The following is a 15,393-nucleotide window of genomic DNA, read 5'->3' on the forward strand; positions in this document are numbered from 1 at the left end:
TATTATAGCCTAATCTCTTGAGCAAATTATTTTGTAATCGCAATATATACAATTTTTCTCATCTTCACATTTTTCAAAGTTAAATTCATCGCGTGCAAGTATATCTTTTATGTTTGATTCAAGTACACCTAGTTTTTCTTCCAAAAAAGGCTCATTTACAAGTTTGTTTTCATTTAAATCATAATAAGCACACTTAATTTTTTCTGCTTTATCTTTAACTAAAAGGTAGTAAAACTCTAACTGAAAATCCGTTGCTTGGGTAAAATTATTTTTGTTATATATAGGGTAATTACCTGTTTTATAGTCAATAACGTAGAGTTCATTATTTTTTGCATCGAGTCTATCTATCTGACCGACAAGATTCATTCCTGCAAACTCACAAGTCATACTTTTTTCACATTCCTTTACTACCCAGCCTTCGTTAAATCTTTCAATTTCAAGACTGACAAACTCCTTCATTTTAGCTTTTTGTAGAGCTATGAAATACCTTTGTATTTCACTGTTTTTATCTATTTTATCATCCAGTGCTTTTTCTATATCGGCTTGCAACTCTTTTGCATCCGTATAACTTGATTTGCTTGTATATACATCATATAGTGCGGTATGGACAATATTTCCTATTTCATACTGTTCTATCATATCAGTTGGAATATCATGAGAGAACAGATGCACTATATATTTGTAGTAAAACTTCCTTTTACACGTTAAAAATGTCTTTAGTCTGGATGCAGACATAGGAGTTGTTTTGAAATCATACTTTAGAATTATCTCTTTTTCTTCTCTATCTTGTTTTTTTTGTATTTTTTCAAAAAGTATATTTGAGAGTTCTTTTTCATCATAGATGCTTTGCTCTTTTATGCCAAGCTGTTTTAAAAACCTCGAAGCTGAACTATCCTCAGAACTTACATAGGAGATGGCTACCTCTTTAGAGTTGTTTATAAGCATCTCGTAGTAATGTTTTTGCAGATTTTGCCTGTCTATGGTAGTTGGCAGATTTGCCATCTCTCTTATGTGAGTATTTAAAAACATATCTTTTTGGCTTTTTTTAGGCACGTTTGAATCATCAAAATCAACTATTATAACAGCATCAAACTCTATGCTTCTGCTCTCTAAAACTCCCATAACCGTTATTTTACCGCCACGTACATCATCTATGCTTCTACTTGATAGACGTTGTATAAATACGGATAAAACAGACTTTACGTTCATATCTTGCATAACAGATATCACTCTGCTAAAATGGAACAATTCGTCTTCATATATTTTTAAAGCTTCACAATCGTCGATATAATCTTTTAGTCCCTCTAAATACTTTATTAAATCAACTTCTGAAGCTTTTTTGTAAAATATTTTGTGTAAGTCTGCATATAGTTCTTCACCTATGCGTTTGAGCCTTGCAAAGTTCTCTTTTGAATCCTGTTCTATATAATCTATAGTAGCTTCAAGTTTTTTATAAAAAGCACTTTTAGAAAACCCGTAACCCATAGCAAAGTTAAAGTTACCTATGTTGTCAAAACTCTCTAGCATTGTGGCAAAATTTTCATCAGGGACTATGACAGCTACATTCTCTGCTTCATAACCTTTTGATATAAACTCGTAAATTTTTTGTTTTACAAAAGCAACCTGCAGAACCTGCTCACTAAAAGATTGACAGCTTATGTTTTTGTTGTTAATAACTTTTTCTTTTGATACGACTTTATTTTCATTTATAGATATTTCATATTCATATCCCACTTCCAACTCTATCCCCAATTCTGCAAACTTATTTTGCATCTTGGAGTTAAATCTTGTAGTTGTAAATATTATATTTATTTCACAAAACTCTTTTGCCTGATTTAAAAGTTCAAACTCAAAGTTAGTCAGATGCCCGTCTATTTTTATATCTATTTTTTTTAGAGACTTTGCATAATTTTGATTAAAAGTATATATTTTTGGTAAAAATATCTTATCAAGTATCTTTGCATCTAGACATAACTTTTCATAACGCTCATATAACAATGTCAATATCTCTATATGCTCTTCATATTCAGCATATATATCGTTAGATGCAAGACTGTTTATGTCATATCTTTCTGCACTTAATTCTTCAAAAAATTTAAATATATATGAGCTGTTTTTTGTAAAAGTAAAAAAGTTTCTCTCTATTTGTAAGTTCTCAAAAGTTTTAAAATCAGCCGCCTTTAACAAAAGAAGGACACGTGTATCATCATCTATGGGTTTAAAGTCTTTTACAATAGTTAGTTTGGATATAAACTCGCCCATTGTTACATAGTTTGGCAAGAACAATGTCTTGTTTTGTATTTTAAGTCTGGTCTCTCTTATGGCACGAGATGTTGGCAGGATTATGGTTGATTTTTTCATTAGCGTTATTATAACACTTTGGGATATAATTTCATCATGACATACGATTTTTTGATTATAGGAGCCGGAGCTGCCGGAGCTAACTGTGCATATACCCTAAAGCAAGCGGGTAAAAGTGTAGCTGTTGTAGATAAAGAGGGCATCGCAAAAGGTGCAAGCGGAGCTGCGGGTGCTTTTCTATCACCGCTTCCGGGTAAAAAAAACTCCTATAATTCACTGGTCAATGATGCCCTTGCTTATTCTATAGATTTTTACGAAAAACTAATGCCGAAACTTATAACTAAAAAAGGTGTGTTAAGAGTATCAAACGATAATTTTGACAAGACAAAACTAGATGGTAATGCACTAAAACATAAGGTCTTAAAGTTTAAAAATATCGAGGGTTATTACTATGCAGATGCAGCTATAGTAAACCCTGTTGATATTTGTAATTATCTACTTAAAAACTGCGATTTTTATCAAGAAGATATACAAGAGTTAAACTTTAAAGACGGGTATTATATTTTTAAGAACTTTAAAGCTAAAAATATCATCTTGGCTCAAGGTGTAAACAGTCCCTTAGTTAACTACCCTTATATAAATATATCTCCTATGTTTGGAGTTAAAATAGATGTTAAAACATCTACAGAGATTCCTTTTAACATACACAAATCCATATCCATATCTACAAACAAAGCGGACGGCACGGTAGCAATAGGTGCTACACAGCAAAACCACTCAATGACACAAGGCGAGTGTAATACTACTTGCGACAAATGTCCTTTTTATATAAATACGGACGAAGAAGATGTTAAATCACTTCTAAAGCAAGCAAACGAGCTTATAGACTTAGATGATTTAGAAGTTATAAAAGTCTCAAAAGGTGCGAGGGCTACTATAAAGAGTTATTTTCCCGTACTTGGAAAAATTATAGATTATGAAAAGTCTTTAAAAAAATATCCATCAATAAAAAAAGGAACAAAGATACCAAGCGATTTACTAGAATATTATCAAAATATTTATAGCATAAATGCCTTGGGATCAAGAGGGTTTGTTTTTGCTCCGTATTTGGCAAAAAAATTAAAAGAAAATATTTTAGATGGAGTTGCTATCCCTAAAGAGATATCCTTAGAGAAGCTTTTTTACAAATATGCCAGAACTAAAGGAGTTTAATACTCGTAAGCCTCTTTAGCTCTAGTATCGGCTTTTACGTTATAGTATCTTTGTAGCTTATCAACATTTACTTTAGCCATAATATCCCATCTGCCTGCTAATTCAAGTTTTATAGGTTTAAAAACATAAATACCGTTATCATATTTGTAGTCCATAAGTTCTTGATCATATTTACGTGAATTCGGACGAGTTACGATAACTTTTAATTTAGCATTTTCTATAGTTTTTCCTGCTAAATCCGTAACTTTATACTTTAATATAGACTTATCTTGAGATAATCCATCCGTTACGTACTCGATTTTGTATTTTTTATCAAACTCAATACGTGCATTAATCAAATCATTTGCATTGGCATCCGCTTGATGATAATCCATCATATAAGTATCGCTTTTTTCAACAGGCAATTTAGAAGCGACAACTATAGTTGCTACACAAGCTCCAAATATAAGTATAATTGATATACCTATAGCATAAGGCCAAATTTTACCGCTAGCTAGAATTTTATTCATTATTTGCCTGCCTTTTTAAATGTAATTTTCTTTTGATATACATATATATACCTATCAGGATGATACCGTAAAAGAGTGTCTTAACGATTAATATAGAAGTTTGGTTAGCACTCCCTACTGCATGTTCAAGTTCAATACCTTTAGATTTTGCGATTTGTTCTGCTATATCTGCATAACCGTTAAACATAGCACCGCTATACTTTCCTAAAACTTCACCTTTTTTAGCCTTTTGTGCCAGTAAAGGTAAAATTGTTCCTCCACTACTCATATCTGAAAAATCAAAATTAAGCAATGCTATAACAAAAGCTTGCACAGGAGAAGATATAGGACTTAGTACTTGTCTTTTGTCAAAGTATTCATATAAAGATGTCGGATACGCTAATATATCGACTTGTGAGTCCATCTCAGAAAAAGTTAGTAAAACCGTAGGCGTAGAAAAATTTTTCATAACCTCTTTTTCGTACTCAACTATATTTTTTTTATCATGCGGTAACTCTTTTAACATCAAAAGTCTTAAAGATATACCTGTTTTTTGATAAAGTTCAGCTCCTAATTCTTCGACAGATTCATTGAATTTAGGATTAAAAATAACTTCATCTTTATATAAATACTCTGCAGATAGAGTGTTTGCAAATAATACCGAAAGGATGAGGGCATAAAGCCCTCTGTGTAAAAATTTCAAGAAAACCTAACCTATAAATAAATGATTAGGTGTGAGAACTGCATAAGCAGTATAAATAGCCGAGATTATTAAACCAATTGTTATTAATTTATCCACCATATACTCCTTAGTTCACGTTATGCCAATGTTTAGCATTATCCTTGCTAAACATTTTTATCTGTTTTTCGTCTTTAATTTCATAAAACTTTGTCATATTAGCATTTTGTACACCAATACCCCATACCGTTAAACCGGCAAGGATAACAAGTAAAAGTACTGTAGCTACTAACATACCAGTAATACCATCAAGAGCAAATACGCTTCTATTTTCATTCATACCTGACTCCTTCTTAGTTAGCTAAACTGCTAATATATGCAGCGACAGCTTCTTTTTGTTTAGCATTTAATCTATCAAATGCAGGCATAGTTCCTATACCGCCTTTTTTACCATGCTTAAGAACATTAGTAACAAGTGCAGTATCAAATGCTTTTAGGTTTGGAGCTACCATTTCCATACCCGCACCGTCCGGTCCGTGACATGAAGCACAAGTTCCGGCAAATATATCCGCACCTTCGCCGGTCATACCGTTTGCAACATAAGCAGAAACAGTATTAATTTCAGCATCTGTAATTAAAGCACCAGTATTAGCATTAAACAAACCGTTACGATCAGGCATTGGCATTTCCATACCTAATAAGCTATTGTTAGAACCGTTAATTACAGCATGTTTAACTGCAACTTCATCAATTCTTTTGTTTAAGTTAGCAGCTTTACCGTCAATACCGTCAGCAGTAAGACCGTGACATACTTTACATTCAGCTAAAAATACAGACTCACCCATCTCTACTAATCTGTCACCAGTGATAGACGCATATTGAGCATTATATTTTGCATTGTGTGCAGCCGTATCTTCATTATACTCACCGATTTGAGAGTATGCGTTTACCGGATAACCGGCTATAAAATACCACATACCCCATACGATTAGTAAAAAGAATGACACTGCCCAACCAAAAGGCAACTCATTGTTATACTCACCGACACCGTCCCAGTTCTCTTCCATAAGATCACCAGTAGCCGTGTCAGTTTGCATTTGACGAACATACTTGATTACAACAAATACTGTAATAAGTACAAGTGCGATTGCACCTGCAACACCAAGTATATTTACGATATCACCATTAAGACCACCCTCAGAACCACCAATCGACAGATACGTTAGTAGTAGCATAAGAGCAACAAAGATAATACCACCAAGATAAAGCTTATTCATATATCTCTCCTATTTCTCTTTATCATCAGATATAGCCGATACCGGAGTATCAGTCACATCATCTTTAAGTGCTAAATTGCCGTAATCCTCATAATCATGCCCATCAGAATCTTTTCTTTTTGTATATAGATGATAAATATACCCATATAAAATAACTACCAATGTAGTTGTCAAGATAAAATAACCATAAGCTTGAAGTTGTGCAATTTCCACTATAAACCTTTACTATTTAAGACTGTTCATGTATGCAATAATAGCTACGATTTCAGGAATCTTGCCATTTGCAACTGCATCTTTAACACTCTGATCTTTCATATCTGCCGCGATTTCTTTTGCCTCAGCTAAAGCTAAAGCGTGAGCATCTGCAACACTTGAACCCATTTTAACTACTGCAGTTGACCCATCTTTCATAGGTACCGGTTTGTTATATGGAACAGAAAAGAACTGAGCAACTGTTAATTGTTCTGCATAAGCAGTTTCTATATCAGCTTCGTTTGTGAACATCCATCTGTAAGCAGGCATAATAGAACCCGGAACAACACCAGCTGGATCTTTCATATGATTTTCATGCCAATCGGTAGTACGATAGTTACCTACACGCATTAAATCCGGACCTGTTCTTTTAGAACCCCATAAAAATGGACGATCATATGCATACTCACCACTTAAAGAGTAGTGACCGTAACGGTCAGTTTCTGATTTAAACGGACGAATTAACTGAGAATGACACGCATTACAAGAGTTCTTGATATATACGTGACGACCGGCTAATTCAAGAGTTGAATAAGGCTTAGTACCAACTAAAGGCTGAGAAGCTTGAGCAAAGTTTGGAAGAATTTCAACTAAACCGGCAAAAGCGATTGTAACAAATACACCTACTGAGAAAAAGAACGGGTGTTTTTCTAACCAATGAAACATAATATTAACCTCCCTTTCTTAAGCGCCCATAGGCGATGCAGATTGTAGCTCAGACTCTTCAACAGGACGAGCAGACATAGTTTTGTAAATGTTATAAGCAAACATAAAGAAACCAACTAAGTATAGTAAACCACCGATTCCACGAATAGTGTAATAAGGGTGAAGAACTGTAACAGTATCGATAAATGAGTAAGCTAAGTTACCAAACTCATCGTGAGCACGCCACATCATACCTTGAGTGATACCTGAAATCCACATAGAAGTGAAGTATAAAACAACACCTACAGTTTGAATCCAGAATTGTGCAGCCATTAAGCTTTTTGAGTAAATTTCACGCTTAAATACACGTGGAGCCATATGGAAAAGTGAAGCCATAATCATGAATCCAACCCAACCAAGTACACCGTCATGTACGTGACCAACAATCCAGTCAGTAAAGTGTGCAATAGCGTTAACCGATTTAATCGCTTGAATAGGACCTTCTAATGTTGAGAACATATAGAATGTAGATCCAAGAACCATAAACTTAATTAACGGGGATGCCGCAACTTGTTGCCATTCACCCTTCATTGTAAGTAGCATATTGATTGCTGAACCCCATGATGGAAGAATTAATATTACAGAGAAAATTGAACCCATAGTCTGCATCCAATCAGGAACAGTTGAATAAAGAAGGTGGTGACCACCAGCCCATAGGTAAACAAACATTAATCCCCAGAAAGAAAGTAACGATAATTTATAAGAATAGATTGCTTGACCAGATTCTTTTGGTAAAAAGTAATAAATCATAGCAACAATAGGTACTGTAAAACCAAATGCAACTGCATTGTGTCCGTACCACCATTCAACTAATGCATCGTTAGTACCGGCATACATAGATACTGAGTGATACCAAGCACCGATACTACTCTCACCTGCAGGTGATGTAGCTAACATTGTAGGAACTTCCATATTATTGAATAAGTAAAGCATAGCTATACCTAAGAAAGTAGCAATATAGTACCAAATTGAAATATACAATGCTTTTTCACGACGGATACCGATTAAACCGAAAATACTTAAACCAAAAATTACCCATACAACAACAACAGCGATGTCGATTGGCCATTCAAATTCAGCATACTCTTTTGATGTAGTTACACCTGCAAATAGTGATACAACAACTGCAACAACTACTACCAAGTATAACCAAAAGTGTAATTTTCCTAAAAACATCAAAAAACCTGACTCTGCCATTGATACTTTTAAAACACGCTGACCAACATAATACCAAGTAGCGAAAATACCACTTAGCGTAAAACCAAAGATTACTGCATCTGTGTGCAGCGGACGAAGACGACTAAAGTTAGTGTATTCTGCAAGACCTTCTCCTAGAACCAAGTTAAGTTCAGGAAATGCCATCTGAAATGCCAAAATTACACCGATTAACATACCGACAGCACCTAAAAGAACTGTAGTTAGCATGAACATCTTTGCAACTGTATAGTCGTACTCTAATGGACGATTCTCCATATATAGCCTCCTTAAAGATTCAAAGCAATTAAGCCCAATTAAATATACTCTCAGATAATTAGACCAATTAACACTATTACTATATCCATAGAAAAGTTTAAAACATCTTAAAATTTGACTATTTTATGACAATTTTGCATAAATATTAGTTTTTTGTTTACTTTTGTAATTTTATATTTATTTAAGTAAGATTAGATACATAAGTAGAACTTATCTTTTGATAAGTTCTAAAAAACTTGAAAATATATATCTGCTCTCTTTTGGTCCGGGTGAAGACTCAGGATGATGTTGCACGGAAAAGATAGGGCTGTCGTTATACTTAAGTCCCTCAATCGTATTATCAAAAAGATTAGAGTGCGTAACTTCTGCAATCTCCACTATATTATCAGGAACATTATAGTTGTGATTTTGTGCAGTTATTTCTACTAAACCTGTTTTTTCATTTTTTACGGGATGATTTCCACCGTGATGACCGAATTTCAATTTATACGTATCATAGCCGTGTGAAATCGATAAAAGTTGATGCCCTAAACAAATTCCAAACATCGGAACTTTTGCGGCAATTAATTTTTTAATCTGCTCCTGTTCATATTTGAGTACAAGAGGATCACCGGGACCGTTTGATAAAAACACACCGTCTATCTCTTTGTTATTGTATTTTTCAATCAAATCTTCAGCATCAAAATTATTTGGAACTACTTCAACTTCTATACCTGCACTTACAATCTCATTTAATATGTTTTGCTTAACACCAAAATCAATAGCTACAATTTTAGCTTGTGCTTTTGGAGCTTGATCATATTCAAACTTAGTTTTTGAATATGTAGATTGGGTATGTTTATATGCTTTTTTTGTACTAACTTGTTCTATATAGTTTACATCTTCGATGCGAGGAGAACTCTCAAGAACTTTTTTAAGTTCATCTCTATCACTAATCTCTGTTGATGCTACCATCATCATAGCACCTTCGGCTCTTAACATTTTAGTTAAGTATCTGGTATCGATATCGCAGATTCCCATAACATTGTATTTTTTTAAAAAATCATCAAGTGCACCTTCTGAACGAAAGTTAGAATGACGTTTTTGAAACTTGCGAACAATCATACCTTTTGCATGGGCAGAAGAGCTTTCCATATCTTGGCTGTTTACACCTACATTTCCAATCTCGGGCATAGTAAATGTTACAAATTGACCAGCATAAGACGGATCGCTCATAATCTCCTGATACCCTGTAAGTGACGTATTAAATACAATCTCACCGACACTCGTCGTATCGGCTCCAAAACTATTTGCTTCTAAAAAAGTGCCATTTTCAAGATAAATATATACTTTTTTCATTTCAGCCATTACTGCATCCCTCTCTTAGTCATCTCTTCGCGGTAAATTTTTTCATAAAGAATTTCAAACTCGTCTGTACCAGGTATATAGTGTTTTTTGTATGAGCGTATCTTGTCCATTACGGCATCATCTACTTCACTTGCATCTGCGATAAATGATGTGATTGAATTGTAGATAATATTTTTAATACGGTTTTCCGATACCTCAAAATGAATCAAGTCTTCTTCATATAACTCATCTAAAATTTTGTGAGATATATCAGAATAACGCTCTTCATAATTTAAAATCACATCATATTCAGGTGCAAGCTTTTTCTTTATCATAAAAAAAAGTTGACGTTCATCCACAAGATTAAACTCAATCTCTTCTTCATTTTCTTCACAAATCTCACGCACTTTTTCATCAAGTGACATCTCTTTTTTTACACTTGATGTTAATATTTTTTCAGCCTCGGCACTTACGGCTTCAAGCCCTTTTGTCATGGTAACAACACCGCTTTTATTTAAATCAACCGCAATTTTCGAGCATATATGGGGGATAGTTTTTAGTGAAATCTTCATGACTTTTAGCCTCAAAATAAATTAAATTCACGCATTTTACAATAAATTAGGTAAAAGTATGATTATACCAACTTCAACTATGTCAGATTAATGTCTTTTATCTTTCTGACTTTAGATAATATCCTCTGTTAACAATATTTATTATGGAATTTGGAGGTAATTTTTTTCTGATACGTTTAATCAATCCTCTTAAGGCATCAAAAGTCAAGTCGTTATTCCCGTCATTTTCCCAAAAAAACTCCATTATCTCTTGTGAACTAAATACGCGTTCCTTTTCCGAACATAAAAATTCCATAAGTAAAGTTTCATTTTTTGTTAGAGTTATAGCGTTTGAATCATATATTAATATCTTTTTTGTTTTCTCCCAGATATAATCTTCAGGTAAATAAAAATAATTATTTGTTTGGTGTTTTTTTTCTAACTCACATATTATCTTATGAAGTACTTCGGCAAGTTTTATTTTTTCAATGGGTTTATGTATATACTCTAAAGGACAAAGCTCGACTGCTTCAAATAAAATTTTTTCATCTAAAAATGATATTAAAAGTATTATTTTAATGTTAATATCCTGTTGACGCACTTTAGATGCTATTTCGAATCCGTTAAAGTGTGAAATATTATCGTCTAAAATGATAATATCAACTTTTTTATTTTTATAAAATTCAAGTGCTTCCCTTCCATCATCGGTTATATAAACTTTTTCAAACTTTTCTTCTAAGTATTCTTTGCAAATATTGCTTGTACATTTATTTTCTTGTGCATACAAAACAGTATATTTACTCGTATCAAACTTCATATTCATATTAAATTAATATATCTCCCCTATTTCTTTTTGATAAGCAATGCGATCTCTACCGTCATTCTTTGCTTTATATAAAGCTTTATCGGCTTTGGTAAAAAGCAGTTCTGCCGTATCATCATTAGCTGCCAAGGCTATTCCTATACTTATAGTTATATTTTTAACTTTATTAAAATTATGATTTTTAACAGCTTCATGTATTTTTTTTGCAACACTGATGCTACTTTGAAAATTTGCATTTTGCAAAAGAACCACAAACTCTTCCCCTCCCCATCTTGCAAATGTATCACCTTGTCTTATATATTTTTTTGTAACCTCAACCAATTCTTTTAAAACACTGTCACCTACATTATGACCGAATGAATCGTTTATTTTTTTAAAGTTGTCTATATCATATATTAAAAGTGCTAGCTTTTTATCATCAGTTCTTCTGTTTTTTGCCAAATGATATTTTAGTGTCTCATCAAACTTATAACGATTTGATATACCGGTTAAACTATCGGTATTTACCAACATTTCAAGTTCTTTATTGAGTTTAATTATTTCTTCTTTATCTTTTTTCTTAGATATATCTTTAACAGATGCTATAAAGTACTCTCTGTCCTTGTAAATAATATAGTTTGCTATTACCTCAACATTAATAAAGTCGTTATCTTTGTTTATATACTTTGTTTTAAATTTAATATGACCTTTATCTTTTAAATCATGTATATTTAAATTTAAAAAATCTTTAATATCATAAGCAAAATTTTCTTCTTTATTTTTATTCAGCCGATAAAAACCCCCATTTTTATTTAATAAAAAAATAGCTTCGTAAGATTTATCAAGCGAATACTCAAGTAAAAGCTTGTATTCCAAATGTTCATAATAAATTTTTGAAAATATATATCCAAATATTATACATATTCCTAAGACCAGTGTTCTGGCATATGCTTCAGGAGTCGGTACGTTAAAGATTAAAAAATCTAAAAAAGAGCCCAATCCCACGTAAAAAAAGTGCATATCAATATGTGCGTTTAATACCCCCAGTAAAACACCTGTTAAAAAAAATAGAAGAAAAATTTTATTAAAAATATATTTCTTTTCAAATTGTAAACTCATAATTCAACTTTAAAAATAATATATATTTCATTATAGCCCCATCAACATAAATAAATCTGTTATTTATAGTTCATAATATGTTTTATTATATGTTATTATATCTTTTAGGTGTGTCAGGGATGTGTCAAAACTGCTAAATATGTTTTACTTTGCGAGAAGAAGGGTTAATTCACTACCTTTTTTAGCATCCATCTTTGTCAGAATTTTGCCAACCGTTTTAGGCTTCAAAGATGACAGAATTTTCGCGGCATCGTTAGCATCCATATCGGAGAGTATTTTTGCAGCGGCGGCAGCTTTCATTTTTGCAAAAGTTTGGGCTACTTTATCCATTTTGATTTTTTTCAGCTCTGCCAGTACTGCTTTGTTTTCCTCAAGCATAGCTTTTATATTTGCCTCTTTAGCAGCTATTTCAGCTCTTTTGTTTTCTACTACCTCAGCCTCATAATCAACTTTTTTTTGTTTATCTTTTAGTAAATCTTCGGTAGCATTTTTAAGTGCTTCCAAAGCTTGTTTTTGTTCATCTATTCTTTCTAACTCTATTAAGAGTTCACTTTTTCTGGCTTTAAAAATTTCACTACATTCAAATAATCTTTCACTTGTTTCGATTGAAAAAAGATGAGTAGATATAAATAAAAAAATTATTAGTAATCTCATAGTAAAATCTCCGCTATTTGTAGTCTTTACCAAAAGTCATTAAAGCAATCTCGTCTAAATCTTTTGTCTCTTTTACTTTTAATTCTTTTTGGTATTTTTTTATCTCTTGGACTTCCAAGTATTTAAACTTTTCAAACTCTATCATATCTTTTTTGAATTGTAGCTTTGCAGCTTCAAGCTGCTTGTTGGCATAACTTACCCAACTTTTATTATGTTCTATCAAATCTCTTTGGGAAGAGAGTAAACTTCTTGAGGCTAAAAGATTGTTGATATTTCCCGAAGTCGGTTGGGAAATATCGTCTAAAGAGTTATATGAACTCTCTAATGCTTTTTTGGCATTGTTTAAGTCTGCATTTTTTTGCTGAACTTGTCGCTCGCTTTTATCCATTGTGCTTTTTTTTAGTTTTACAAGTGGAGAGTAGCGAGTCTTCATCTCAATATAGTCCTTTTATAGGATTATTGTATCATCTCTTTCAGGCGATGTAGAAATTATACCAACTTTTGTTTTACTTATTTCTTCAATAGTTTTTACAAAGTCCTGTGCATCTTTTGGAAGTTTATCAAATTCTCTTACACCTGCAGAATTTGTCCAACCTTTAAAAGTTTTATAAATTGGTTTTACCGCATCTAAATCAGCAGGCATATAATCTATCTCTTCACCGTTGTATTCATAAGCTACACATAGTTTTACTTCATCAAAACCGTCTAACACGTCAAGTTTCATAAGTGAAAGTTCATCTACACCGTTAAGACGACATGCGTGACGAGTTGCAACCGCATCAAACCAACCACAACGTCTAGCACGACCGGTTGTAGTTCCAAACTCATGACCCTGCTCACCTAGACGTTTACCATCTTCACCAAAATCCTCAGAAGGGAACGGTCCGTTTCCAACACGTGTACAATAGGCTTTTACAATACCGATAACTTTACCTATATCTTTAGGATTTATTCCAAGACCGGTACATGCACCTGCAGATACAGTCGAGCTTGAAGTTACATACGGATATGTACCGTGGTCGATATCAAGTAGTGTACCCTGAGCACCTTCAAGAAGAACTTTTTTATTCTCCTCATCTAAAGCTTTCCATACCATCTGTGTAGTATCAGTAATAAAAGGAGCAAGCTTTGATTTAAAACCTTCTAACTCTGCTAAAAGTTCAGCTTTGTTTGGTGTTGCAATCTCAAAAACGTCAAATATAGCACGATTTTGTTCAAAATATTCAATAATCGAGTTAGTTAATCTCTCAGGGTCTAAAAGTTCGCCAACACGAACACCGCCACGGTTAATTTTGTCGGCATATGATGGTCCGATACCTTTTCCCGTAGTACCGATAGCTTTATCACCTTTTAGTCTCTCACGAGCTTGATCTATCAAAGAGTGGTATGAAAGATTTAAGTGAGCTTTATCCGATATAAATAAACGACCTTCTAAATTATCAAATTGCTCCATCTCTTTTATGATAGACTCAGGAGATAAAACAACACCGTTTCCTACTACGTTTATAGCTTTAGGATTAAGTACACCGGACGGTATTAAGTGAAGTGCGTATTTAACACCCTCAACCCAAATAGTGTGACCTGCATTATGTCCACCTTGACTTCTACAAACCATATCGTATTTAGATGCCAATGCATCTACTATTTTACCTTTACCTTCGTCTCCCCATTGGATACCGACTATTAAATCTGCTTTTGTTGCCATTAATTCACTTTCTCTTCTATTATAGTATCTGTATATATTGCAAAACCAACCGAAGTTGTATCTTCATTTTTATATCTGCCACCACGTGCATATACCTCATTACCTTTTATAACTCTAAAAAACAACTCATCATAGTAAAGCATCTTAGCGTAATACATAGGAGCTAAAACTCCGTTATTACATGCTGAATCACTACATAGTTCTTTCATTTTTACAAGTTCTGCTTTTAAAATATCCGGAACGATATCTAAAAGTTCATCTACTTGTTCTACATGTTGAAGATAAACAAGTTTAGTTAGCCAATCTACTTTAAGATTTAAAAACTTTTCTATATTTAGATGTCTAAAATCTTCAAGAGTTAATTCATCAAACATATTAACCAAAATATGAGGTATTTTCATATTACTTATTTGCACAAGTGCCGATACTTCTAACTTTTTAAATATATCGTTTGCAATATTTAAAACATAAGATAAGTTTGTCTCACCCATATATTCAACACCGATTTGATATTGCTCAGTCGTCGGGTATTTATAAACAGGTTGTATATAGAACCATTTTCTCTCATCAGTATTTCGACCAAGACGTTTTTCGATTATACGAACAACATCTATTGTAGAGTCTGCTCTTAGCGATACAGAATTATTTTTCTCATCGTTTGCACGGATAAGTTCTCTCTCGTTTGCAATACTCAGGTGCTGATGATATGAAAAAACAGGAGTTAAAATCTCTTCAAAGCCTTCAGCAACCAATACTTCGCTCGCTTTGTACTCTATCTCTCTTTTAACTTTTGCACTTTTTCCAAAATAAAGTTTTGAGCCGTTTGGTATCTCATGCTCTAAAATCATC

Annotated in this window: 17 protein-coding genes; 1 reads left to right on the forward strand and 16 read right to left on the reverse strand. The window is 33.1% G+C overall.

Going from position 1 to position 15,393, the window contains the following annotated elements; translation table 11 throughout:
- Positions 1-9 precede the first annotated feature (9 nt).
- Positions 10-2,361: a PD-(D/E)XK nuclease family protein gene (locus tag FJR48_RS11275; protein ID WP_152308225.1), complete on the reverse strand. Its 2,352-nt coding sequence runs from the start codon at positions 2,359-2,361 to the stop codon at positions 10-12.
- A gap of 36 nt (positions 2,362-2,397) precedes the next feature.
- Between FJR48_RS11275 and FJR48_RS11280 the strand changes: the two genes are divergently transcribed.
- Positions 2,398-3,513, forward strand: a complete 1,116-nt coding sequence (locus tag FJR48_RS11280) for an FAD-dependent oxidoreductase (RefSeq protein WP_152308226.1) — start codon at positions 2,398-2,400, stop codon at positions 3,511-3,513.
- Here FJR48_RS11280 and FJR48_RS11285 read toward each other — a convergent pair.
- From FJR48_RS11285 to FJR48_RS11355, 15 genes are all read right to left on the reverse strand, one after another.
- Complete coding sequence (locus FJR48_RS11285) at positions 3,510-4,022, reverse strand: FixH family protein (RefSeq protein WP_152308227.1); 513 nt, start codon at positions 4,020-4,022, stop codon at positions 3,510-3,512. The two genes, FJR48_RS11280 and FJR48_RS11285, sit on opposite strands and share 4 nt — an antisense overlap.
- Positions 4,015-4,704 carry a 3-dehydroquinate dehydratase gene (locus tag FJR48_RS11290; RefSeq protein WP_152308228.1) on the reverse strand — a complete coding sequence of 230 codons (690 nt, stop codon included), beginning with the start codon at positions 4,702-4,704 and terminating at the stop codon, positions 4,015-4,017. The genes FJR48_RS11285 and FJR48_RS11290 overlap by 8 nt, the downstream gene beginning before the upstream one ends.
- A gap of 106 nt (positions 4,705-4,810) precedes the next feature.
- A complete protein-coding gene (locus FJR48_RS11295; RefSeq protein ID WP_152308229.1) occupies positions 4,811-5,020 on the reverse strand; it encodes a DUF4006 family protein in 210 nt (69 codons plus the stop codon).
- A 13-nt stretch (positions 5,021-5,033) separates the two neighbouring features.
- Positions 5,034-5,957, reverse strand: coding sequence for a c-type cytochrome (locus FJR48_RS11300; protein ID WP_152308230.1), 924 nt, complete (start codon positions 5,955-5,957; stop codon positions 5,034-5,036).
- Between the two features lie 9 nt (positions 5,958-5,966).
- The gene (locus FJR48_RS11305; protein ID WP_152308231.1) at positions 5,967-6,170 is read right to left on the reverse strand and encodes a cytochrome c oxidase, cbb3-type, CcoQ subunit; all 204 of its coding nucleotides are present in this window, start codon (positions 6,168-6,170) and stop codon (positions 5,967-5,969) included.
- Between the two features lie 12 nt (positions 6,171-6,182).
- The gene (gene ccoO, locus FJR48_RS11310; RefSeq protein WP_152308232.1) at positions 6,183-6,875 is read right to left on the reverse strand and encodes a cytochrome-c oxidase, cbb3-type subunit II; all 693 of its coding nucleotides are present in this window, start codon (positions 6,873-6,875) and stop codon (positions 6,183-6,185) included.
- An 18-nt stretch (positions 6,876-6,893) separates the two neighbouring features.
- Entirely contained in the window at positions 6,894-8,387 is a 1,494-nt protein-coding gene (gene ccoN, locus FJR48_RS11315; protein WP_152308233.1) for a cytochrome-c oxidase, cbb3-type subunit I, read from the reverse strand.
- Between the two features lie 210 nt (positions 8,388-8,597).
- On the reverse strand, positions 8,598-9,725 hold the full coding sequence (gene carA / locus FJR48_RS11320) for a glutamine-hydrolyzing carbamoyl-phosphate synthase small subunit (RefSeq protein ID WP_152308448.1): 1,128 nt from the start codon (positions 9,723-9,725) through the stop codon (positions 8,598-8,600).
- Positions 9,726-9,733: 8 nt separating this feature from the next.
- Positions 9,734-10,285, reverse strand: a complete 552-nt coding sequence (locus tag FJR48_RS11325) for a DUF507 family protein (RefSeq protein ID WP_152308234.1) — start codon at positions 10,283-10,285, stop codon at positions 9,734-9,736.
- A gap of 97 nt (positions 10,286-10,382) precedes the next feature.
- Positions 10,383-11,081: a response regulator transcription factor gene (locus tag FJR48_RS11330; protein ID WP_188108583.1), complete on the reverse strand. Its 699-nt coding sequence runs from the start codon at positions 11,079-11,081 to the stop codon at positions 10,383-10,385.
- Between the two features lie 12 nt (positions 11,082-11,093).
- The gene (locus FJR48_RS11335) at positions 11,094-12,185 is read right to left on the reverse strand and encodes a GGDEF domain-containing protein (RefSeq protein WP_152308236.1); all 1,092 of its coding nucleotides are present in this window, start codon (positions 12,183-12,185) and stop codon (positions 11,094-11,096) included.
- A gap of 144 nt (positions 12,186-12,329) precedes the next feature.
- Positions 12,330-12,839, reverse strand: coding sequence for a magnesium transporter MgtE N-terminal domain-containing protein (locus FJR48_RS11340; RefSeq protein ID WP_152308237.1), 510 nt, complete (start codon positions 12,837-12,839; stop codon positions 12,330-12,332).
- Positions 12,840-12,852: 13 nt separating this feature from the next.
- Positions 12,853-13,272 (reverse strand): flagellar export protein FliJ, encoded by a 420-nt coding sequence (locus tag FJR48_RS11345; RefSeq protein ID WP_152308238.1) that lies wholly within the window; start codon positions 13,270-13,272, stop codon positions 12,853-12,855.
- A gap of 15 nt (positions 13,273-13,287) precedes the next feature.
- Positions 13,288-14,544, reverse strand: a complete 1,257-nt coding sequence (locus FJR48_RS11350; protein WP_152308239.1) for an adenylosuccinate synthase — start codon at positions 14,542-14,544, stop codon at positions 13,288-13,290.
- On the reverse strand, positions 14,544-15,392 hold the full coding sequence (locus FJR48_RS11355; protein ID WP_152308240.1) for an ATP phosphoribosyltransferase regulatory subunit: 849 nt from the start codon (positions 15,390-15,392) through the stop codon (positions 14,544-14,546). Before FJR48_RS11355 ends, FJR48_RS11350 begins: the two co-directional genes overlap by 1 nt.
- Position 15,393: the final 1 nt, after the last annotated feature.

It is taken from the genome of Sulfurimonas lithotrophica (genome assembly GCF_009258225.1).
GTDB classification, from domain to species: domain Bacteria; phylum Campylobacterota; class Campylobacteria; order Campylobacterales; family Sulfurimonadaceae; genus Sulfurimonas; species Sulfurimonas lithotrophica.